General features: G+C 73.1%; 20 protein-coding genes. 12 read left to right on the forward strand and 8 right to left on the reverse strand.

Going from position 1 to position 21,744, the window contains the following annotated elements; translation table 11 throughout:
* Positions 1–99: 99 nt before the first annotated feature.
* Positions 100–1,131: a LacI family DNA-binding transcriptional regulator gene (locus tag ACFYZS_RS18910; protein WP_389013405.1), complete on the reverse strand. Its 1,032-nt coding sequence runs from the start codon at positions 1,129–1,131 to the stop codon at positions 100–102.
* Positions 1,132–1,344: 213 nt separating this feature from the next.
* Here ACFYZS_RS18910 and ACFYZS_RS18915 point away from each other — a divergent pair, with 213 nt between their 5' ends.
* Together ACFYZS_RS18915 and ACFYZS_RS18920 are read left to right on the forward strand one after the other, a co-directional pair.
* Positions 1,345–2,610: a glycosyl hydrolase gene (locus ACFYZS_RS18915; RefSeq protein ID WP_389013407.1), complete on the forward strand. Its 1,266-nt coding sequence runs from the start codon at positions 1,345–1,347 to the stop codon at positions 2,608–2,610.
* A gap of 45 nt (positions 2,611–2,655) precedes the next feature.
* Positions 2,656–4,803 (forward strand): endo-beta-N-acetylglucosaminidase, encoded by a 2,148-nt coding sequence (locus tag ACFYZS_RS18920; RefSeq protein ID WP_389013410.1) that lies wholly within the window; start codon positions 2,656–2,658, stop codon positions 4,801–4,803.
* Positions 4,804–4,822: 19 nt separating this feature from the next.
* Here the strand turns inward: ACFYZS_RS18920 and ACFYZS_RS18925 are convergent, their stop codons facing one another.
* Positions 4,823–6,235 carry an ATP-binding protein gene (locus tag ACFYZS_RS18925; RefSeq protein WP_389013412.1) on the reverse strand — a complete coding sequence of 471 codons (1,413 nt, stop codon included), beginning with the start codon at positions 6,233–6,235 and terminating at the stop codon, positions 4,823–4,825.
* A 12-nt stretch (positions 6,236–6,247) separates the two neighbouring features.
* Positions 6,248–6,952, reverse strand: coding sequence for a response regulator transcription factor (locus tag ACFYZS_RS18930; protein WP_389013415.1), 705 nt, complete (start codon positions 6,950–6,952; stop codon positions 6,248–6,250).
* A 274-nt stretch (positions 6,953–7,226) separates the two neighbouring features.
* Here ACFYZS_RS18930 and ACFYZS_RS18935 point away from each other — a divergent pair, with 274 nt between their 5' ends.
* From ACFYZS_RS18935 to ACFYZS_RS18970, 8 genes are all read left to right on the forward strand, one after another.
* Positions 7,227–8,012: an amino acid ABC transporter ATP-binding protein gene (locus ACFYZS_RS18935; protein WP_030859665.1), complete on the forward strand. Its 786-nt coding sequence runs from the start codon at positions 7,227–7,229 to the stop codon at positions 8,010–8,012.
* Positions 8,013–8,099: 87 nt separating this feature from the next.
* On the forward strand, positions 8,100–8,954 hold the full coding sequence (locus ACFYZS_RS18940) for a glutamate ABC transporter substrate-binding protein (protein ID WP_389013419.1): 855 nt from the start codon (positions 8,100–8,102) through the stop codon (positions 8,952–8,954).
* A gap of 84 nt (positions 8,955–9,038) precedes the next feature.
* Positions 9,039–9,713, forward strand: a complete 675-nt coding sequence (locus ACFYZS_RS18945) for an amino acid ABC transporter permease (RefSeq protein ID WP_389013422.1) — start codon at positions 9,039–9,041, stop codon at positions 9,711–9,713.
* The gene (locus ACFYZS_RS18950; protein WP_389013425.1) at positions 9,710–10,603 is read left to right on the forward strand and encodes an amino acid ABC transporter permease; all 894 of its coding nucleotides are present in this window, start codon (positions 9,710–9,712) and stop codon (positions 10,601–10,603) included. The genes ACFYZS_RS18945 and ACFYZS_RS18950 overlap by 4 nt, the downstream gene beginning before the upstream one ends.
* 180 nt (positions 10,604–10,783) lie before the next feature.
* On the forward strand, positions 10,784–12,391 hold the full coding sequence (locus ACFYZS_RS18955; protein WP_389013428.1) for an FAD-dependent monooxygenase: 1,608 nt from the start codon (positions 10,784–10,786) through the stop codon (positions 12,389–12,391).
* 33 nt (positions 12,392–12,424) lie between these two features.
* Positions 12,425–12,511, forward strand: a complete 87-nt coding sequence (locus ACFYZS_RS18960) for a putative leader peptide (protein ID WP_311318651.1) — start codon at positions 12,425–12,427, stop codon at positions 12,509–12,511.
* 60 nt (positions 12,512–12,571) lie between these two features.
* Positions 12,572–13,141 (forward strand): cysteine dioxygenase, encoded by a 570-nt coding sequence (locus tag ACFYZS_RS18965; RefSeq protein ID WP_389013431.1) that lies wholly within the window; start codon positions 12,572–12,574, stop codon positions 13,139–13,141.
* Positions 13,132–13,524, forward strand: coding sequence for a rhodanese-like domain-containing protein (locus tag ACFYZS_RS18970; RefSeq protein WP_389013481.1), 393 nt, complete (start codon positions 13,132–13,134; stop codon positions 13,522–13,524). The genes ACFYZS_RS18965 and ACFYZS_RS18970 overlap by 10 nt, the downstream gene beginning before the upstream one ends.
* A 216-nt stretch (positions 13,525–13,740) precedes the next feature.
* Here ACFYZS_RS18970 and ACFYZS_RS18975 read toward each other — a convergent pair whose 3' ends face one another.
* From ACFYZS_RS18975 to recA, 3 genes are all read right to left on the reverse strand, one after another.
* Complete coding sequence (locus ACFYZS_RS18975; protein ID WP_389013433.1) at positions 13,741–16,299, reverse strand: FtsX-like permease family protein; 2,559 nt, start codon at positions 16,297–16,299, stop codon at positions 13,741–13,743.
* Between the two features lie 135 nt (positions 16,300–16,434).
* Positions 16,435–17,073, reverse strand: coding sequence for a recombination regulator RecX (gene recX, locus ACFYZS_RS18980; RefSeq protein ID WP_389013436.1), 639 nt, complete (start codon positions 17,071–17,073; stop codon positions 16,435–16,437).
* 2 nt (positions 17,074–17,075) lie between these two features.
* Positions 17,076–18,185, reverse strand: coding sequence for a recombinase RecA (gene recA, locus ACFYZS_RS18985; RefSeq protein ID WP_182508529.1), 1,110 nt, complete (start codon positions 18,183–18,185; stop codon positions 17,076–17,078).
* 203 nt (positions 18,186–18,388) lie between these two features.
* On the opposite strand from recA, the gene ACFYZS_RS18990 reads away from it, so the two are divergent.
* Positions 18,389–19,162, forward strand: coding sequence for a Clp protease N-terminal domain-containing protein (locus ACFYZS_RS18990; RefSeq protein WP_389013439.1), 774 nt, complete (start codon positions 18,389–18,391; stop codon positions 19,160–19,162).
* Here ACFYZS_RS18990 and ACFYZS_RS18995 read toward each other — a convergent pair.
* Positions 19,101–20,210 (reverse strand): AI-2E family transporter, encoded by a 1,110-nt coding sequence (locus ACFYZS_RS18995; protein ID WP_389013484.1) that lies wholly within the window; start codon positions 20,208–20,210, stop codon positions 19,101–19,103. The genes ACFYZS_RS18990 and ACFYZS_RS18995 overlap by 62 nt on opposite strands.
* A 171-nt stretch (positions 20,211–20,381) precedes the next feature.
* Positions 20,382–20,576 (reverse strand): DUF3046 domain-containing protein, encoded by a 195-nt coding sequence (locus tag ACFYZS_RS19000; RefSeq protein WP_030154244.1) that lies wholly within the window; start codon positions 20,574–20,576, stop codon positions 20,382–20,384.
* Between the two features lie 82 nt (positions 20,577–20,658).
* Here ACFYZS_RS19000 and ACFYZS_RS19005 point away from each other — a divergent pair, with 82 nt between their 5' ends.
* Positions 20,659–21,615 carry a hypothetical protein gene (locus ACFYZS_RS19005; protein ID WP_389013441.1) on the forward strand — a complete coding sequence of 319 codons (957 nt, stop codon included), beginning with the start codon at positions 20,659–20,661 and terminating at the stop codon, positions 21,613–21,615.
* The last annotated feature ends 129 nt before the right edge of the window (positions 21,616–21,744 follow it).

The following is a 21,744-nucleotide window of genomic DNA, read 5'->3' on the forward strand; positions in this document are numbered from 1 at the left end:
GTCGGCCGGATCCGCGGCGGCGACGGCGTCGGCGGCCTGTGGTGCGGGCGGGGCGGAGGTGGGACTCGTCACGGAAGCGGCTCCAGGAAGGGGTCGGAATCAGTATGCGGCCGTCGGCGGGGCCGTACTCTCCCGGGGCTCCAGCCTCGGCTGCTCGCTCTCCCGGGCCCGGGGCGGGCTCCCGGCCAGTACGGCGAGCAGCTCCTCGGCGGCGAGCCGGCCGAACCCCGCGGTGTCGCGCACGAGCGCGGTGAGCCGGGGGTGGGTGACCCGGCACAGCGCCGAATCGTCCCAGGCGACCATCGAGATCCGGCCGGGGACCGCGATGTCCAGCTCGGCGGCGACGGCGATGCCGGCGACCGCCATCACGTCGTTGTCGTAGACGAGCGCGGTCGGCGGTCCGGGCTCGGCGAGGACCCGGCGCGTGGCGGCCGCCCCCTCGGCGTCGGAGTAGTCGGTGACCACCGAGCGCACGTGCTCCGGATCGAGTCCGCGCGCCTCGGCCTCGGCGCGCAGCGAGGCGATGCGGCGGGCGGTGTGGGCGAGGCCGGGCAGCCCGGCGATGTGGGTGATCCGCCGGTGGCCGAGCCCGTACAGGTGCTCCACGACCTGCGCCATGGCCCGGGCGTCGTCGGCCCGGACGCAGGACAGCGCCCCGCCCCCGCCCGTCCCGCCGACCATCACGGCGGGGAGCCCGAGCTGCGCGAGGAGTTCGGGGCGCGGGTCCTGCGTACGCGGGTCCACGACGAGGACCCCGTCCACGCGCCGCTCGGCCCACCAGCGGCGGTACACGGCGCATTCGGCCTCGATGGAGTCCACGACCTGGAAGAGCAGCGCGACCCGGTCCGCGGAGAGCACCTCCTGGATTCCGGAGACCAGTCGGAGGAAGAAGGACTCGACGCCGAGGGTCCGCGCGGGCCGGGCGAGCACCAGCCCGACCGCGCCGGAGCGCTCCCCGGACAGGGCCCGCGCCGCGCTGTTGGGCTGCCAGCCGAGTTCCTCGGCGACCCGGCGGATCCGGGCGCGGGTGTCCCGGGAGACGCCGGGCCGGTCGTTGAGCGCGAAGGACACGGCGCTCTCGGACACCCCGGCCCGGCGGGCGATGTCCTTGATGGTGGGCCTGCGGGCCATGGTGTGCCTGCCTCTTCCTCCGGTCATTTTCCGTACGCATTCCGGCGCCGGAACTAAACCGCATTAGTTTCGCCCAGCTTGAGAGGCCGAAACCCTTCTGTCAACGGGACTGAAGCGCTTAAGTACACGCGCCGGAGGCCCTGTTGACTTCCCTCCCGGCACCCGGCAGGTTGTCCGTCACCCGGCGAATTCCCGAGAACTCCAGGACGCCCCATGCACGACGAACTCACCCCTCGTCCGCTCCGTTTCGGCGCCAACTACACCCCCTCCCGCGGCTGGTTCCACCACTGGCTCGACTTCGACCTCGACGAGGTCAGGGCCGACCTCGACTCCATCGCCGCCCTCGGGCTGGACCACGTACGGGTCTTCCCGCTGTGGCCGGTGTTCCAGCCGAACCGGACGCTCATCCGGCCGCGCGCCGTCGAGCAGCTCGTCGCGCTCGCCGACGCGGCCGCCGAGCGCGGACTCGACGTCAACGTGGACGGCCTGCAGGGGCACTTGTCGAGCTTCGACTTCCTGCCCGCGTGGACCGGTACCTGGCACCGGCGGAACATCTTCACCGACCCGGACGTCGTCGCCGCGCAGGAGGAGTACCTGCGCACGCTGGCCGCCGCCCTCGCCGACCGGCCCAACTTCCTCGGCATGACGGTGGGCAACGAGGTCAACCAGTTTTCCGACGCCCCCCATCCGGACCCGGACCGGATCACCCGGGAGCAGGCCGGGCGCTGGCTGGAGCGGATGCTCGCCGCGTGCGAGAAGGGCGCGCCGGGCCGGCTCCACGTGCACGCCGAGTACGACGCCGCCTGGTACCGGGACGGCCACCCCTTCACCCCCGCCCAGGCGGCCCGGCTGGGCGCGGCCACGGCCGTGCACTCCTGGGTGTTCAACGGCACCGCGCAGCGCCACGGCCGGACCGGGACGGCGACCGAGCACCACGCCGCCTACCTGGTCGAGCTGGCGAAGGCCTGGGCCCGCGATCCGCACCGGCCGGTGTGGCTCCAGGAGGTCGGGGCGCCCGCGCCGCTGATCCCGGCCGAGCACGCGGCGGCCTTCACCGAGGCGACCGTGGCGAACGTGCTGGACTGCCCGGATCTGTGGGGCGTGACCTGGTGGTGCTCGCACGACGTGTCCCGGGAGCTCGCGGACTTCCCGGAGCTGGAGTACGGGCTCGGCCTGCTCGCCAACGACCGCGGGGCCAAGCCCGCCGGGGCCGCCGTCGCCCGGATCGCCGCGCAGTGGCGGGGCCGGGAGCACCGCCCGGCCGTACGGTCCACCGCGCTGGCCGTGGACGCGGGCGGGGCGGAGGCCGCGCCGGGGCGCTCGGTGTGCGCCCCGGGCGGCACCTTCTTCGAGGCCTGGGCCGCGCTCGCGGCCCGGGGGGTCCGCCCCGCGGTGGTCCTGGCGGAGCTCGCGGAGGACCCCGCCCACCTGTCGGCGCGCGGCATCAAGGAGGTGCTGCGCGTACCCGACGTCACCTGACCACCCGCGACCGACCGCTCGTCCCCCGTCACCGAGGAGCCCCGCATGTCCGAGACCGACAACGGCGCCGACCCTCGCGCCGCCCGCCCGTTACGCACGCCGCCGCCGAGCCGCCGCCGCGTCCTGGCCGCCGGGGCCGGGGCGGGGGCCGCCGCGCTGCTCGGCACCATCGGCACCACCACGGCGGAAGCCGCACCGGCCGACCCGGCACCCCCCGCCGCCCCGGCGCCCCTCGCCGACCTGGCCCCGTACGCCTCCTACTGGTTCCCCGACTCCCTCCCCCAGGGCGCCCCCGGCCCCGGGATCACCTGGCGCTCGCTCAAGCAGTGGACCCCCGAGTCGGATCCGGACCTCGCGTACAACACCGCGGCCGTGCCCCTCGCGCCCCGCTTCACCCCCGTGGCCGCGAACGCCGGCGCCCGCGGCGGCCAGGCCCGGATCTCCTCGCTCGTCTCCTTCGGGCCCACCGCCCGAAACCCCTCCCAGGGCTCCGCGACCGCCGACCACTACGCGCTCACGCACTGGGCGTACCTCGACGAGCTGGTGTTCTGGGGCGGCTCCTCCGGCGAGGGCATCGTGCTGGCCCCGAACGCGCCCGTCGTCGACGCCGCCCACCGCAACGGCGTGCCGGTGCTCGGCAACATCTTCCTGCCGCCCGTCGCGTACGGCGGCGACCTCCGGTGGACCCGGGACCTCGTGCAGCGGGACGCCCTCGGCCGGTTCCCGATCGCCGAGAAGCTCGCACTGGTGGCCCGGACGTACGGGTTCGACGGCTGGTTCGTGAATGCCGAGACGGACGGCGGGGACGGCTCGCTCGCCGCCCGGATGCGGGAGTTCCTGCGCGCGCTGCGGGCCGCCGGCGCCCCGTACGGCCTGCGGATCACCTGGTACGACGCCATGAACAGCACGGGCCGGGTCGGCTGGCAGGGCGCGCTGAACCAGCTGAACCAGGAGTTCTTCGAGGACCGGGCGGGCCGGGTCGCGGACACGATGTTCGTCGACTTCCGCTGGACCGCGCAGACCCTGGCCGCTTCCGGGGCGCTCGCCGACCGGCTGGGCCGCTCCCGCCACGAGCTGTGGGCCGCGCTCGACGTGGAGTCGGGCGGCTGGGATTCCGGCGTGCGCTGGGATGCGGTCATCCCGCGCGACCGCGCCCACGTCGTCAGCTTCGGCTTCTACCGGCCCGAGTGGACGCGCAACCACCTCACCGACCGCTCCCCCGGTGCCTTCCACCGGGCCGACGACCGGTTCTGGACGGGCGAGTCCCTGGACCCGGCCCACCCCGCGCCCGAGGGGGCCTGGCGGGCGCCCGCCACCGCCGTCGCGGACCGGTCCACCGTCGCCTCCCTGCCCTTCGCCTGCGCCTTCAACACCGGGCACGGGGAGCGCTGGTACCAGGACGGCAAGGTCGCCTCCGACACCCCGTGGAACCACCTCGGGCTCCAGGACCGGCTCCCGGGCCGCCGCTGGGTCGTCGAGACCTCCGGAGCCCGCCCTTCCGTCACGCTGGACTTCGCGAGGGCCTGGCGCGGCGGCTCCAGCCTCCTCGTGTCCGGGGCCCTGAGCGCCCCGGCCGTCGTCGGACTGCACTGCACCCGGCTGCCGCTGACCGGCTCCACGTCCCTGGAGCTGGTGCACGCCACCGAGGCGGGCACGGTCACCGTGGAGGTGGGCGTGGCCACGCGCGAGCCGGCCGCCCCGGGCGATCCCGTCCCGTACACCTGGCTGAAGACCCGCGCGGCGGGCTCCGCCCGGGGCGCCTGGCAGACCTCCCGGATCGGGCTCTCGGCCCTGGCGGGCAGGACCGCGTACGGGCTCGCCGTACGGATCACGGCGCGGGGCGGCGCAGCGGTGTCCTGGCGGCTCGGCGCCGTATCGGTACGCGACGACACCGCGCGGCGGCGCCCGGCGGCTCCGAGCGCGCTGACCGTGGACGCCTCGGCCCAGCAGGACGGCAAGGCCTCCGTTCGGCTGTCCTGGCGCCCGGCGGCCGGGCCGGTCCGGCACTACGAGCTGTGCCGGCTGCTCCCGGACGGCACCCGCCGCTTCCTCGGCGGCACCTGCGGCACGGCCCTGCACCTCCCGGCCGTCGCCCGCGCCGGCCGCGAGCCCGCGGCCGCCTTCGAGGTCCGGGCCGTGGACGAGCTGTACGCGTCCTCGGCCCCGGCGGGCACGACGCTCCCCTGGGCCTGACGCGTCCCCCTCGCGGCCGTCAGAGGGTGTGCGGATCGCTGCGCGGGACGGCCACCGTCACCCGCAGCCCGTGCGGCGGGTTCTTCTCGTACGTGAGGGACCCGCCGCCCGCGGCGAGCAGCGCCCGGGAGATCGACAGGCCCAGCCCCGAGCCCTTGACGTTCTGGTGGCGGCCGCTGCGCCAGAACCGGTCGCCGACGCGGAGCAGCTCCTCGTCGGTGAGCCCGGGGCCCCGGTCGGCGACGACCACGTGCACGAAAGGCCCGACCGGGGCGACCGACACCTCGACCTCCTCACCCTCCGGGGTGAACTTGAGGGCGTTGTCGATGACGGCGTCGAGCGCGCTGGAGAGCGCGATGGGGTCGGCCCAGCCCGTGACGGCGGTCCGGCCCGTCTCGGTGACCCGTACGCCCTTCTCCTCCGCGTACGGGCGCCAGGCGGCGACCCGCTCCGCGGTCAGCCCGGCGATGTCGGTGAGGCTCAGCTCGGCGGAGGTGTGCTCGGCCAGCGCCAGGTCCAGCAGGTCGTCCAGGACCTGGGTCAGGCGCTTGCCCTCGGTCCGCACGGAGGCGATCTCCTCGTTTCCCTCGGGCAGTTCGAGGGCGAGCAGCTCGATCCGCAGGAGCAGCGCCGCGAGCGGGTTGCGCAGCTGGTGGGAGGCGTCGGCGACGAACGCCCGCTGCTGCTCCAGGACCTCTTCCACGTTGTCGGCCATCTCGTTGAACGAATGGGCCAGGCGTTGGAGTTCCGGGGGCCCGCCGGCCGCCGCGACCCGGGAGTTCATCCGTCCGGTGGCGATGCCGTGGGCGGCCGCGTCGAGGGTCCGTACGGGCTTGAGCACCCAGCGGGTGAGCACGAGGGCGGCGCCGAAGGCCACGAGCATCGCGGCGGCGAGCCCGGCGATGATGATCAGCCAGCCGTCCAGGATGCGGGCCCGCATCTGGTCGGTGGGCGACTCGGTGACGACGACCGCGACGACGTCGCCGTCGAGGACGACCGGGGAGGCGACGAGCAGCTTGCCGTGGGACTGCCAGGGCCACACCTGGGCCGGGTCGTGGCTGCGGCGACCGGCGAGGGCCTCCTGGAAGGCCCGGCGGCCCTCGCCCGTCTCCGGGAGCTCCCACCAACCGGGGGCGCGGGCCATGGCGTTGTCGTCGCGCAGGAAGATGCCGACGCGGATGCCGTACAGCTGCTGGTAGCGGGCCAGTTCCAGCTGCAGGGTCTCCAGGCGTTCGGTGGCACCGGTGGATCCCGAGCCCTCGGCGTCGATGACGAACTGGGCGAGGGCGGCGAAGCGGGCGCTGTCGTCGATCCGGTCGACGACCACGCGCTGCTGCTGCCCCGCGGCCAGGCTCACGGCGAGCGGGAAACCGAGGGCGAGCAGCACGCCCGCCATGAGGACGACGAGCAGGGGGAGCAGGCGGGCGCGCACGGCGGGGCCCCGCTAGGGCACGGCCGGGGTGACGAGCCGGTAGCCCACCCCGCGGACGGTCTCGATGAGCGCGGGCATGCGCAGCTTGGAGCGCAGCGAGGCGACGTGGACCTCCAGGGTCCGCCCGGTCCCCTCCCAGCTGGTGCGCCACACCTCGCTGATGATCTGCTCGCGCCGGAAGACGACCCCGGGGCGCTGCGCGAGCAGGGCCAGCAGGTCGAACTCCTTGCGGGTGAGCGGTACGTCGGCGCCGTCCACGCTGACCCGGCGGGTCGACAGCTCGATGCTGACCGGGCCGAGCCGGACCACGTCGGGGGCGCCCGTCCCGGTGGCGGCGGCCTCCTCCGAGGCGCCGGTGCGCCGGGCGACGGCGTGGATGCGTGCGAGGAGTTCACCCGTGTCGTACGGCTTGACGACGTAGTCGTCGGCGCCCATGTTGAGGCCGTGGATGCGGGAGCGCACGTCGCCGCGCGCGGTCACCATGATGACGGGCGTCGAGGTCCGCTTCCGGATCTTGCCGCACACCTCGTACCCGTCCTGGTCGGGCAGGCCGAGGTCCAGGAGGACGACGCCGAAGGGGGGAGCTCCGGCCGGCAGCAGGGCCTGCAGGGCCTCCTCGCCGCTGCGGGCGTGGGTCACCTGGAACCCGTGGCGGGCGAGGATCGCGGACAGGGCGGCGGCGACGTGGTCGTCGTCCTCGACGAGCAGCAGTCTCATGGCGTCCCCCTTTCCTGTTTTCCTGATCAGGGCCCGCGGTCAGGGCCACCCTGCATCCACGCCGATGAAGAGGCCCACGTCAAGGGGGTTCCGCTCCGGCGCGTCTTCCGTTATGCACCCGGTACGGGCGATCCGGCCCCGGTGGCCGCGGTGCGCACGGAGCGTATCGGAGCGAGGCCGTTTCGTTATGCTCAATTCTCCCTCAGATGTAATGACGGTGTGCGCACGACGTCACTACTGTCCTCCCAACCGAGGAGGACGGAGCAAGAAGCCGATGAGCGGAGTATCAGTGACCAAGGACGCGCAGGATGCGGCCCCGGCCGCGGACGACCTGGTCGTACTGAGCAACGTCAACAAGCACTTCGGCGCGCTGCACGTGCTTCAGGACATCGATCTGAGCATTGCCCGCGGTGAGGTCGTCGTCGTGATCGGTCCCTCGGGATCGGGCAAGTCCACGCTGTGCCGGACGATCAACCGCCTGGAGACGATCGACTCGGGCACCATCACGGTCGACGGCAAGGAACTGCCGTCGGAGGGACGGGAACTGGCCCGGCTGCGAGCCGATGTGGGCATGGTGTTCCAGTCCTTCAACCTGTTCGCGCACAAGACCGTGCTGCAGAACGTGATGCTCGGTCAGCTCAAGGTCCGCAAGACGGATTCGGCGGCGGCGCTCGAGAAGGCCAAGTCCCTGCTGGACCGGGTGGGCGTCGGCTCGCAGGCCGACAAGTACCCGGCGCAGCTGTCCGGCGGCCAGCAGCAGCGCGTGGCGATCGCCCGCGCGCTGGCGATGGACCCGAAGGTGATGCTGTTCGACGAGCCGACCTCGGCGCTCGACCCGGAAATGATCAACGAGGTGCTGGAGGTCATGCAGCAGCTCGCCCGGGAGGGCATGACGATGGTGGTCGTCACGCACGAGATGGGCTTCGCCCGGTCCGCGGCCAATCGGGTCGTCTTCATGGCCGACGGAAAGATCGTCGAAGAGGCCGCCCCCGAGCAGTTCTTCAGCAACCCGCGCAGTGACCGCGCGAAGGACTTCCTTTCGAAGATCCTGCACCACTGACGGTCCCGTCTGGTAGTGATCCCCTGGCGGCTCAGAGCACGCGTGTCGCTCGTCGTCCAACAACGTCTCATCCGAGGGAAGTTCACCATGAAGGTTTTCAAGGCCGGTGCGGCCGCAGCCGTTGCCGCAGTCCTCGCCCTGACGGCGACCGCCTGTGGCGGCGGCAGCGACAAGGCTGCCGGTGACGGCGGTGCGTCCGGTGGCGCCAAGAACGACAAGATCGTCATCGGCATCAAGTTCGACCAGCCGGGTCTGGGCCTCAAGACCCCGGACGGCAAGTTCACGGGCTTCGACGTGGACGTGGCGACGTACGTCGCCAAGGAGCTCGGCTACAAGCCCGACCAGATCGAGTTCAAGCAGGCCGTCAGCGCCGAGCGCGAGAACCTGATCGCCAACGGCGACGTGAAGCTGGTCGTCGCGACCTACACGATCAACGACAAGCGCAAGGCGAAGGTCGACTTCGCCGGCCCGTACTTCCTGGCCCACCAGGACCTGCTGGTCCGCGCCGACGAGACCTCGATCACCAAGGCCGAGGACCTCAACAAGAAGAAGCTCTGCTCGGTCACCGGCTCCACCTCGGCGCAGAACGTCAAGACCAAGCTGGCCCCCGAGGCCGACCTGCAGCAGCTGGGCGGCTACTCCGAGTGCCTCACCGGGCTGGAGAACAAGGCCGTGGACGCGCTGACCACGGACGACTCGATCCTCGCCGGCTACGCCGCCCAGGAGAAGAACAAGGGCAAGTTCAAGCTCACCGGCCTGAAGCTGAGCGACGAGCCCTACGGCATCGGCCTGAAGAAGGGCGACAAGGACCTCCAGACGAAGGTCAACGCCGCGCTGAAGAAGATGGTCGAGGACGGCTCCTGGCAGAAGGCGGTCGACGCGAACTTCGGCCCGGCCAACTACAAGGCCGAGCCGGCCCCGCAGATCACCGAAGGCAGCTGATTCACCGGTGAGGGGTGTCGCCGCCCGCCTGCCGCGGGCGGCGGCACACCTCACCGGTCCATCCTGGGGAGAGCGCAGGGCAACGTGTTCGACTTTCTAAATTCCGGGCAGTACGACGTGCTCGGGGCCTTCTGGGTGACGGTTCAGCTCACCCTCTACTCAGCAGTCGGATCCCTGGTCTGGGGCACGATGCTGGCAGGGATGCGGGTCAGCCCGGTACCGCTGATGCGGTCGTTCGGCACCGCGTACGTCAACACCGTGCGCAACACCCCGCTGACCCTGCTGATCATCGGCTGCTCACTGGGCCTCAACCAGACGCTCGGCATCTCGCTCGGCGGCGGGACCTTCAAGGAGATCGGGTTCCGCCTCGCGGTCCTGGGCCTGATCGCCTACACCGGCACGTTCGTCTGCGAAGCGATCCGCTCGGGCATCAACACCGTTCCCGTGGGACAGGCCGAAGCCGCCCGCGCACTGGGTCTGAGCTTCTTCCAGGTGCTCACCCTGATCGTGCTCCCCCAAGCCTTCCGCGCGGTCATCGCACCGCTCGCCAACGTGCTGATCGCGCTCACCAAGAACACCACGGTGGCCGCGACCATCGGCGTGGCCGAGGCGGCCCTGCTGATGAAGGAAATGCTGGAGAACGAGTCGGACGCGATCTTCGCCGTCTTCGCCGTCTTCGCTCTCGGCTTCGTCGTGCTGACCCTGCCCACCGGCCTGCTGCTGGGCTGGGTGGCCAAGCGAGTGGCGGTGAAGCGATGAGTTCCGTTCTGTACGACACCCCCGGCCCCAAGGCCAAAACCCGCAACTGGGTCTACACCGGCATCTTCCTGGTGGTCATCGCTCTGGTCCTGTGGTGGGCGCTGTCCCTCATGGCCGAGAAGAACCAGCTCGACGCCGACAAGTGGTCTCCGTTCGTCACCGACAGCCAGGTCTGGACGACGTATCTGCTCCCCGGCCTCGGTGAGACCCTCAAGGCCGGTCTGATCGCCATGGTGATCGCGCTGCCCCTGGGTGCGCTCCTCGGCATCGCGCGCCTCTCGGACCACGCGTGGATCCGCGTCCCGGTCGGAACGGTCGTGGAGTTCTTCCGCGCCATCCCGGTCCTGATGCTGATGTTCTTCAGCTCCGCCCTGTACGTGATGCTCGGTACCGTCAGCTCCGATCTGCGCCCCCTGTACGCGGTGGTCACCGGCCTGGTCCTGTACAACGCCTCGGTCATCGCCGAGATCGTCCGGGCCGGCATCCTGACGCTGCCGCGCGGCCAGACCGACGCGGCCAAGGCGATCGGCATGCGCAAGGGTCAGATCATGACGTACGTCCTGGTCCCGCAGGCCGTCACGGCCATGCTGCCCGCGCTGGTCAGCCAGCTCGTGGTCATCCTCAAGGACACGGCACTCGGCGGCGCCGCCCTGGGCTTCGCCGACCTGATGTCGATGAACCGGCAGATCTCGGCCAACTACAGCAACACCATCGCGACCATGGTCGTGATCGCCCTGATCTACATCGCCGTGAACTTCGCGCTCACCACCTTCGCCTCCTGGCTCGAAGGGCGGCTGCGGAAGTCGCAGAAGGGCACCGGCGCGGTCGTCGCCGGGGACGTGGCCGAGGTCGACGCGGGCGGCGCGGCCGGCGTGGGCCAGGCTCCCTGACGGTCCTCCCCGGCTCGGGGCACTGACGCCCGGTCAGTACACTTGCGTGACACCTGTGGTGCGGCGGAACTCATCCGCCGCACCACACGGCGTTGGCGGGGCCGGGTGTCACTTGACGCAGGCACCTCCAGTGGGTTGCATACGTTCTGTGATCACATACCGGACATCGGGAGCCGCATCATGGACCCGGTGATCGTCGTCGGCGCGGGGCCCGTCGGACTGTCCCTGGCGCTGGCCCTGGCCGGCTCGGGCGTGCCCAGCGTCGTGCTCGACGAGGGACCGGGCAAGGACCTGCCCCGACCGGCCCGTACGGTCGTCCTGCACGAGGACACCTCGGCCATGGTCCACCGGCTGGGCTGTGCCACGCTGCGCGACGAGGGGGCGCTGTTCGCCGCCTGGCGCACCATGCGGCGCCGCAGCCGGGCCGACGACGCCCGGCGCATCACCTTCGAGGACCGCCAGGCACCCCTGCACCTGCCGCAGCACGCCCTCACGCGCGGGCTGCGCGACGCCGCGGCCGCGCATCCGCTGATCCAGCTGGTCACCGACAGCAGGCTGGACTCCCTGGAACAGGACGACGACGGGGTCACCGCGCACACCCGGGGCGCCGAGACCACCTGGTGGCGCGGGAGTTACCTGGTCGGCTGCGACGGGGCCCGCTCCACCGTGCGCAAGCTGCTCGGCATCCGCTTCCCGGGCCGCACCGCCGTCGAGCGGCACGCCGTGGCCGCCCTGCGCACCGACCTCCCCTGGCCCGGCGAGGCCCTGCTGCACCGCGACCCGCCGCAGGAGACCACCGCCCGGCCGCTGCCGGACGGGGTGTGGCGGCTGGACTGGCTGCTCCCGGCCCGCGGAGAGCTGGTCACGCCCGACGCGCTCGTCACCTTGATCCGGGACACCCTGGCCGCGTGGTGCGGGGGCACGACACCCCCGTACGAGCTCCTCGACACCGGGGTGCACACCCTGCACCACCGGCTGGCCCGGCGCTGGCGCGACCGGCGCGCCTTCCTCGCCGGGGACGCCGCCCACCTGCTGGGCGCGCTCGGCACGCAAGGGGTCGACGAGGGGCTGCGGGACGCCGAGAACCTCGCCTGGAAACTGTCCCTGGCCTGGCACCAGGGCGCTTCCGAGGACCTCCTCGACAGCTACGAGGGCGAGCGCCGCACGGCGGTCGCGGCCCGGCTGCGCGCCGCCGACCAGGCGATGCCCGTACTGCGCGGTGGCGGCGGGCTGCGCACGTACCTGCCCGGAGCCACCCGCTCCGTTGAACAGCTGCTGACCGACGGCCACTTGGGGCGGGGACCGCTGGGTGCGGCGCCGACGTACGCCCCGCCGGTGGCCGTGCGCGAGGTGCCCACCGACACGGAGCCGGGCGGTCAGGTCGCCAACGTTCCCGTCACCGCGCCCGACGGGTCGACGGTGCCGCTGCGCGACCTGCTGGGGAGGGGCCGGCTGCTGGTGGTCCTGGTCGCCCCGGGCACCGGCGTCTGGGACCGGCGGCACTGGCTCGGCGCCGGGCTGATGCCGCGGCTCGCGGCGGCGGTGAGCGCGCTGCCGGTCCGGACCGAGCTGCTGGTCGCGGACGGCTACCCGGGGGCGCCCGCACACACCGTTCTGCTGGTCAGGCCGGACGGGCACCTGGCGGCGACCTTCGCGGGGGTGCGCCCCGCGGAGCTCTACGAGGCGGCGGACACCGTCCGGTGGGGGGCGCCCGAAGGAACTCGCGCGCCGCTCGACCCGTCCTCGACGACACCTACGACCCCGACACATCCCGCCGTGATCGATTGACCGGTCTCCGGTCCGCGTGCTTCACTCGCGAACATGACCGGCAACGACGTACGCCTGTGGCGGAGGGTCCATATGGACCTGCTCCGCTACGCGGGCTGCGTGTGTCGCCCTTCCTGCTGATTCGCCTCCCTCCGCGCGCTCCGCGCGCACTTTCGCGAACCCCCAGGACGGTCACGCCCCATGTCTGCGCCCCTTGCCCCCAGTGCATCCACCGCGCCCCCCGCACCTCCGCACGCCCCCGTACGCCCCGCCGCTCGTGCGGTGACGGCGGCGGAACTCCTCGACTTCGCCCTGCGCACCGCCGCCGACCCGGCGGTCATCGACTCCCTCCCCCTCGACCCCGAGGGCCGGACCTGGATCCGCCTCGACGGGCCGGGCGGCAGCGAGGCCTGGGTGATCGGCTGGCCGCCGGGCACCGGCACCGGCTGGCACGACCACGCCGAGTCGCAGGGCGCGTTCGTCACCGCCCGCGGCCACCTGAGGGAGCACTCCCTGGCGGTACGGCTCCCCTCGGAGGGGTGGCGGAGCCTGGAACTCGCCCCGGACCTGGACCGCAGCCGCAGCCTGGGCGCGGGGACGGGCCGGGCGTTCGGCGAGCACCACGTCCACGAGGTGCTCAACGAATCGCGGACGGAGCACGCGGTCTCGGTGCACGCGTACTACCCGCCGCTGCCCCTGATCCGCCGCTTCAGCCGCAGCGGACAGGTGCTCACGCTGGAGCAGGTCGAGCGCCCGGCGGACTGGCAGTGAGCGCCCCGGTCGGCATCGACGCCCTGCTGGAGCAGGTCCGGTCGGCGTACGAGCGGATCGGCCCGGCGCAGGCGTACGAGGCGCAGCGCGCGGGCGACGCACTGCTGGTGGACATCCGGTACCAGGCGCTGCGCGAGCGGGACGGCCTGATCCCGGGTGCGCTGGTGGTCGAGCGCAACGAGCTGGAGTGGCGCCTGGACCCCCAGGGCTCCCACCGCGCCGCCGAAGCCACCTCGCACGACCTCCGGGTGGTGGTGATCTGCAACGAGGGCTACGCCTCCTCCCTGGCGGCGGCCTCCCTCCACGCCTTGGGCCTCCACCGCGCCACGGACCTGACCGGCGGCTTCCAGGCCTGGAAGGCCGCCGGCCTTCCCGTCACCTGACGCCGAGTCCGGACACCACCCTCCAGCCCGCCCAGCCCTTGAGGACCGGGCCCGGGCGGAGCCCGGGGAACGGTGGAAGGGCGGGTAGGGGACCTGCGCCGCAGGCCACGCCAACCCCCCGGCCAGGGACCGGCGCCGCAGGCCGCGCCCACCACCGGGCCCGGGGCCGCACCACCGAAGCGGTGCGGCCCCGGGCCCGCGGGCGGCGGCGGGCCGCTACCTCGAGGTGGCCACCTCCACCGGAGGGACCCGCAGCGTCACCCGGCCCGGCAGGGCGGTGGCCGCGATGGCCAGCAGCCCCGCCACACCCAGCACCCCCACGTACACCACCGGCAGCACCGCAGGAGCCGCGGCCCCCGTCATCCCCACGCTGAACGCGGTCAGTACGGCCAGCGCGATCCCCGACCCCAGCACCGCCCCGATCAGCGCCACCGCCACCGCCTCCGTCCGCAGCATCCGCAGCACCTGCCGCCGCTTCGCCCCCGCCAACCTCAGCATCGCGAACTCCCGCAGCCGCTCCGACGTGGACATCGCCAGCGTGTTGACCACCGCGATCGCGGTGAAGGCCAGTACCAGTCCCATCGCCAGCAGGTTGATCTCGGCACCCTCCTGCTGCCGCTCCCCCCGCGCCGCGTCCGCGTCCCGCGCCGACAGCACCCCGACCCCCGGGAACCCGCCGACCGCCGCGGCCAGTTGCTCCCGCCCCGTCCCCGGCTCCGCCGCCACCAGCACGCTGCTCGCCAGCGGGTTGTCCACGTGCGCCGCGACGAGATCGTGCGGCAGCGTCAGATCGCCGAAGCCCAGCCCCCGCGCGTACACGGCCGAGACGGTCAGCGTGACCGGCGTCCCGTCGCCCAGCGCCAGCCGCAGCGGGCTCCCCGGCTTCAGACCCAGCTGATCGGCGGCCAGTTCGCTCACCGCCACGCTCTTCTCGCCGAAGCCCTCCAGGCTCCCGCTCGTCACCCCCGGGTCCCAGGTCCGGGTCAGCCCGGCCGGGGTGACCCCCTGCGCGCCGTACTTCGTCAGACCCACCCGTACGGACGTGTGCACGATCTCGGTGGCCGCCGTCACCCCGGGGGTCCGGCGGACCCGCTCCGCGGCCGCACCCGTGACCCCCGGCCCCTGCGCCGCCAGGACCCAGCCCGCCCGGACCCCGTCACGGGCCTGCGCCCGGGCGGCGTTGCCGAGCGTCGGCGTGATGAACAGGACGGTGCAGGTCATGCCGATCAGCAGCGTCAGCGGGGTGACGGCGGAGGCCATCCGGGTGGCGTTTCCGCGCAGGTTCGCGGTGGCCAGGTACCCGCCCGGGCCGGCCAGCCGCAACGGCCCGGCGAGCACCGCGGTGGCGCCCCGGACCAGCAGCGGGCCGAGCAGCGAGACCGCGCCGGCGAACACGACGACCGCGAGGAAGGTCACCGGGGTCGACGCCGGCTCCGTGCGCAGCGCGCCGAGTACGGCCACCAGCACCACGGCGCCGGCCAGCAGCAGCACACCGATGGCGATCCGGATCCCCGCGGGCCGGCCCCGCTCCACGGCGGCTTCGGCGAGCGCCTCGGCCGGTCGGATCCGGGCGATCCGCCGCCCGGTGATCCGGGCCGCGGCCCAGGCCCCGAGCAGGCTCGCCGCGACGGCGGCGAACATCGGGAAGATCCCGGCGGTGCGCTCCAGGTTGGCGGGGACGACCCCGCTGTCGACGAACCGGCCGTGCAGCCAGGCGGCGAGCGGGAGTCCGGCGAGGGCCCCCGCGAGCCCGGCGGCCAGGCCCACCAGCAGGGCCTCGCGGCCGATCATGCGGCGCAGTTGCCTGGGCGTGGCGGCGATGGCCCGCAGCAGGGCGAGCTCGCGGTGGCGCTGCTGGACGGAGAGGGCGAAGGTGCCGACGACCACGAGGATCGCGACGAGCAGCGAGGTGCCGCCCATGGCCCCGCCCATGGAGACCAGCTTGACGCGTGCGCCTGCGGCGTCGAGGAACTCCACCGGCCCGCGTGCGTCACCCGCGGCGACCTGCGCGCCGACGCCCGTGCCCTGGCCCTGGCTCTTGAGTGCCTGCCCGATGCGCCCGGCCAGCTCGCCGGGATCGGTGCCGGGTGCCGGCAGGACGCCGATGGCGGTGATCTGTCCGTCCCGGGCGGCCAGCCGCTGCGCCTCGGCGTCGCCGAAGAACAGCGCGCTCTGCCGGGCGAGGTCGCCGTGGGCGCTCTGCGCGATCCCGCTCACGGTGTACGTCTTCGGCTCGCCGGTGGCCTGCACGGTGAGCGGGTCACCGGTCTTCAGCCCTGCGCGGGCGGCCAGTGCGCGGTCGACGACGACCTCGTCGCCGCCCCGGGGTGCGCGCCCCTCGGCGAGCGTGAAGGGGGTGAGCACGGCCGAGGTCCAGGCGTGCCCGTACGAGGTCTTGGCGCCGCCGGGGGCCTTGACCAGCGGGACGGCCTGGAAGCTGAGCTCCGGCACGGCCCGCTCGACGCCGGGCACGGAGCGGACCGTGTCCACGGTGGCGGCGGGGAGCCAGGCCCGCTCGGCGACGGGCTTGGCCTTGTGCTTCGTCTTGGACTTGCCCTTCTTCTCCTTGACCGTGGTCTGGTGCACGTTCTGGTCGGCGGAGACCACGACCGGCGCGGCCGCGTAGCGCTCGGTGGCGATCTTTCCGCGGAGTCCGGTCTCCAGGAGCGTGCCGCAGGCGGTGATGAGGGCGGCCGCACACAGCAGTGCGACGAAGGCGCCGAGGAAGCCGGCCTTGCGGTCCCTGACGGTCTGGAGGGCGTAACGCAGCATCATGCGGCCAACTCTGCCGCCGGGCCCGCACGTTGGCAGTGAAGCGCCCTGGCGTCTCGGCCCGGGGGCTATCCCCACCCCCGGGGCCCGCTCCGGGGCCCCGCAGCGCGGATGCCCGGCCCCAGGACCCCGCGTACCTCAGAACCCGGAATACCCCAGGCCGTCCACGTCCCCGTCCGTGCCCTCGGCGCCCTCCTGCTCCAGCGCGCGCCGCACCACCCGCAGGGCCATGCCCTCCGGGTACCCCTTGCGGGCGAGCATCCCGGCGAGGCGCCGGATCCGCTTGTCCCGCTCCAGGCCCCGGGTGGCGCGGAGCTTGCGCTCCACGAGCTCCCGGGCGGTCTGCTCCTCCTGGTCGGAGTCCAGTTGTTCCAGGGCCTCCTGGACGAGGGTGGCGTGCACCCCCTTGGTGCGCAGCTCCTGCGCGAGCGCCCGGCGGGCGAGGCCCCGGCCGCGATGCCGGGACTCGACCCAGGCCCCGGCGAACGCGGCGTCGTCGATCAGGCCCACCTCCTCGTACCGGGAGAGGACCTCCTGCGACACCTCCTCGGGGATGCCCCGTTTCTCCAGGGCGTCCGCGAGCTGCCGCCGGGTGCGCGGCATCCCGGTGAGCAGGCGCAGGCAGATCGCCCGCGCCTGCTCCTCGGGACTCTGGGGCGGCAGTTCCTGGCGGCCTTCCCGGCCACCTTCACGACCGTCTTCCCTGCCGCCCTCGCGACGCTCTGCGCGGCGGCCCTCCCGGCCTCCGCTCCCGCCGCCCCTTCCCTGCTCCCGCACGGTCAGCTCTTGGCGACGGCAGCCTTGGCCGTCGTCTTGGCCTTCGACGCGGGGGCGGGCACGGCCGCGGCCTCGGCGGCGGGCGCACCGGCGGCCGCCTCTGCGGCGGCGTCCTTGCGCACGCCCACGCCCAGCTTCTCCTTGATCTTCCGCTCGATCTCGTTGGCGAGGTCGGGGTTGTCCTTCAGGAAGTTGCGGGCGTTCTCCTTGCCCTGGCCGAGCTGGTCGCCCTCGTACGTGTACCAGGCGCCGGCCTTGCGCACGAAGCCGTGCTCCACGCCCATGTCGATCAGACCGCCCTCGCGGCTGATGCCCTGGCCGTACAGGATGTCGAACTCGGCCTGCTTGAAGGGCGGCGCGACCTTGTTCTTGACGACCTTGACGCGGGTGCGGTTGCCGACCGCGTCGGTGCCGTCCTTGAGGGTCTCGATGCGGCGGATGTCGAGGCGCACGGAGGCGTAGAACTTCAGCGCGCGGCCACCGGTGGTGGTCTCCGGCGAGCCGAACATCACACCGATCTTCTCGCGGAGCTGGTTGATGAAGATGGCGGTGGTCTTGGACTGGTTGAGCGCACCGGTGATCTTCCGGAGCGCCTGGCTCATCAGCCGGGCCTGGAGACCCACGTGCGAATCGCCCATCTCGCCCTCGATCTCCGCACGCGGCACGAGCGCGGCGACGGAGTCGATGACGATCAGGTCGAGGGCGCCGGAGCGGACCAGCATGTCCACGATCTCCAGCGCCTGCTCGCCGGTGTCCGGCTGGGACAGGATGAGGTTGTCGGTGTCGACGCCGAGGGCCTTCGCGTACTCGGGGTCGAGCGCGTGCTCGGCGTCCACGAAGGCGACGGTGCCGCCGGCCTTCTGCGCGTTGGCCACGGCGTGCAGGGTCAGGGTCGTCTTACCGGAGGACTCCGGGCCGTACACCTCGATCACACGGCCGCGGGGCAGCCCGCCGACGCCGAGGGCGATGTCCAGCGCGGTCGACCCGGTGGGGATGACCTCGATGGGGTCGTTCGGCTTGTCGCCGAGGCGCATGACCGCACCCTTGCCGAATTGCCGTTCAATCTGTGCGAGCGCGGCGTCGAGAGCCTTCTCGCGGTCGGTGCCTGCCATGGGTTCCACCCGGTTTGCTTGAGTCGATCGCTTCACGCCATTGACGCTAACGCCTGCCACTGACAATGCGCTTCCACGCCCGTTTCGGCTGTGGATAACTCATCAGAATGGATGTTCGATTTCCCTGTCAAGCGGGCTCGCCGGACACCCGACTGACAACCCAGGGTTGACACCCTTCCGACTGTCAACCTAGGGTTGCACCCATGACGAACCCTTCGGTGGAACCCGTTCGCATGACCAATCCGGTACGCCTCGACGACCTGATCGAGGCCATCAAGAAGGTCCACACCGACTCCCTGGAGCAGCTCAGCGGCGCCGTCGTCGTCGCCGAGTCCCTCGGTGACGTCGCGGACCACCTCATCGGCCACTTCGTGGACCAGGCCCGCCGCTCCGGCGCCTCCTGGACCGACATCGGCCGCAGCATGGGAGTCACCCGCCAGGCCGCCCAGAAGCGCTTCGTCCCCAAGGCCGACAAGGAGGGCGAGGGCGGCATGGACCCCAACCAGGGCTTCGGCCGCTTCACACCGCGCGCCCGCAACGTCGTCGTCACCGCCCAGAACGAGACCCGCGCCGCCGGCAACTCCGAGATCCGCACCGAGCACCTCGTCCTCGGCCTGCTCGCCGAGCCGGAGGGCCTCGCCGCCCTCGCCCTGCGCGCCCAGCAGGTCTCCGCGGACGACGTGCGCACCGCCGCGACCGCCGCCCTGCCCCCGGCCGCCGCCGGGGAGCTTCCCGCCCTCATCCCCTTCGACGCCGGCGCCAAGAAGGCCCTGGAGCTCACCTTCCGCGAGGCACTGCGCCTGGGCCACAACTACGTCGGCACCGAGCACATCCTCCTCGCCCTCCTCGAACTCGAGAACGGCGAAGGCCCGCTCAGCGGCCTCGGCGTCGACAAGGCCGCCGTCGAGGCGACCGTCACCGAGGCCCTGGCAGCCTTCGTCGACGCGGCCGGGGAAACGGCCGGGGAGACGCGGTAGCCGATTCCCCGGCCGCCCGCTCGGTCAGTTCGTACCGCTTCACGTACGCCCCGAGGAAGGCCTGCAGCGTGGCGACGGCCGGGATCGCGATGAGCGCCCCGACCGCGCCCAGCAGGGCCGTGCCCGCGATGACGGACCCGAAGGCCACCGCCGGGTGGATGTCGACCGTCTTCGAGGTCAGCTTCGGCTGCAGGACGTAGTTCTCGAACTGCTGGTAGATCACCACGAACCCCAGCACGTACAGCGCGTACCAGGGCGAGTCCGGGAAGGCGATCAGCATCGGCAGCGCGCCCGCCAGGTAGGTGCCGATGGTGGGGATGAACTGGGAGACCAGCCCCACCCACACCGCGAGCGCGGGCGCGTACGGCACGTCCAGCACCGCGAAGACGATGTAGTGGGCGATGCCGGAGACCAGGGCCATCAGCCCGCGTGAGTACAGGTAGCCGCCCGTCTTGGCGACGGCGATCTCCCAGGCGCGCAACACCTCCGACTGCTTGGCCGGCGGCAGTACGGAGCACAGCGCGCGCCGCAGCCGCGGCCCGTCGGCGGCGAAGTAGAAGGAGAAGAGCCCCACCGTCAGCAGGCGGAAGAGGCCGCCGAGCACGGTGGCGGACACGTCGAGCACGCCGGTCGCACTGTTCTGCACGTACTTCTGGAGCCAGTCGGAGTGCAGCAGGCTGTCCTGGATCGCGAGCCGGGACAGCTTGGTGTGGAAGGTGGTGTTGATCGTGCCGATCACCGAGTCGAGGTAGCCCGGGAAGCCGCCCACCATGGCGACGATCTGCCCGGCGAGCATCGAGCCGAGCAGCACCACGAAGCCGGCGGCGGCGACGAACACGCCCAGGAACACCAGGAAGGTGGCGAGCCCGCGGCGCATGCCGCGGGCCGCCATCCGGGATACGGCGGGTTCGACCGCGAGCGCGAGGAAGAACGCGATCAGGATGTTGACGAGCAGCCCGGTCAGCTGGTGGAAGGCCCAGCTGCCGAGCTGGAAGCAGGCGATGAGGGCGAGCACGAGGACGACGGCGCGCGGCAGCCAGCGCGGCATCCGGGCCCCGGCCCCAGCCCCTGGCGCGGTGGCGCCGCCGGGAGGGGCCGCGGATCCCGCGGGCTCGGCCGCCTCCGCGGTGTCGGTCGTCGTCACGGTCGTCTCATCGGTGGCTGCCACGCCGCCCAGTCTGTCCCACCCGTCCCCCGTACGGGGAAACGGCCGCCCGCGTCAGCGCAGCGAGGCGGGCACGTCCATGGCCGAACACACCGCGCGCCACACGTCCTTGGCCTCCCAGCCCGCGTCCAGCGCCTGGTGGACGGTGCGTCCGCCGAGCTCCGTCATGACGTGGTCACGCGCGAAGGAGTCCGCGTAGCCCGCTCCGAAGTGCTCGGCCATCCGCTCCCAGAAAATCGTCAACCGCATGCCCCCAGTATCCCGCCCCGGGAGAGTGCACCGGCGCCGTTCGCCTCCCGCCCACGCGCCGGCGCGCCCTACGGTGTCACGCATGCCTGGAGACGACGCTTCCTCGCTGACCCCACCGCCCCCACCGATCGCACCGACCCCACTGGCCCGCGCCGAGCAGTTCTTCTGGCTCACGGCCCGGGTCCTGGAGCAGCGGCGGTTCGCCTTCCACTTCCTCGGCGGGGACGCCGACGCGGTCGACACCGCCCTCGGCTCCTACCTCAACGCCGACGGCGGCTACGGCCACGCCCTCGATCCGGATCTGCGCGGTCCGCTCAGCCATCCGCTGCACACCGCGCACGCGCTGCGGGTCCTGGACAGCCTGGGTCGCTGCGCCGGGCAGCGGATCGAGCGGCTCTGCCGCCACCTGACCCGGGTCTCCACCGCGGACGGCGCGCTCCCGGTGGTCCTCCCGGCGCCGCGCGGCTATCCCGGGGCGCCGTACCACCGGGTGTACGACGATCCGCCCGGCGAGCTGCTGACCACGGGCCCGGTGGTGGGCGTACTGCACCGCAACCGGATCTGGCACGCGTGGCTGTTCCGGGCCACGGACTTCTGCTGGGAGCGGGTCGAGAACCTGCGCCGCGTGGACCCGTACGAGGTCCAGAGCGCGGTGGCCTTCCTCGACGGGGCCCCCGACCGGGCGCGGGCGGTGGCGGCCGCCGACCGGCTGGGACGGCTCGTGCGCGAGCAGCGGCTGGTCGTGCTCGACCCGCGCCGGCGCCGGGAGTACCCGCCCTACCCCGGCTGCGCGCCGGGCGAGCGGCTGTTCCCGCACGACGTCGCCCGGCGGCCGGAGTCGCTGGCGCGCGGCTGGTTCACCGACGAGGAGGTGCGGCGGTCCCTGGACTTCCTGGCCGCCGCGCAGCAGCCGGACGGCGGCTGGCCGGTGCGGCGCCTCGCGTGGGCGCCGGGCAGCTCGCTGGAGCGGCGCCCGATCGCCACCCTGGAGGCGCTGCTGACCCTGCGCGCGTACGGCCGCCCGCTGAGCGCGCCGTGAGCCGTGCCGTGCCCCTGCCCCTGTCTTTTGGGGCAGGGGGTGTCCGCAAAGTAGCGCCGTGCGCCCGCAGGGCGCTCCCGCGGCGTCCGGTGCGTGCTCTCGGTGTGCCGGGCGGAAGCCCGTGTACTG

Source organism: Streptomyces sp. NPDC001903, from assembly GCF_042891345.1.
Lineage (GTDB): Bacteria > Actinomycetota > Actinomycetes > Streptomycetales > Streptomycetaceae > Streptomyces.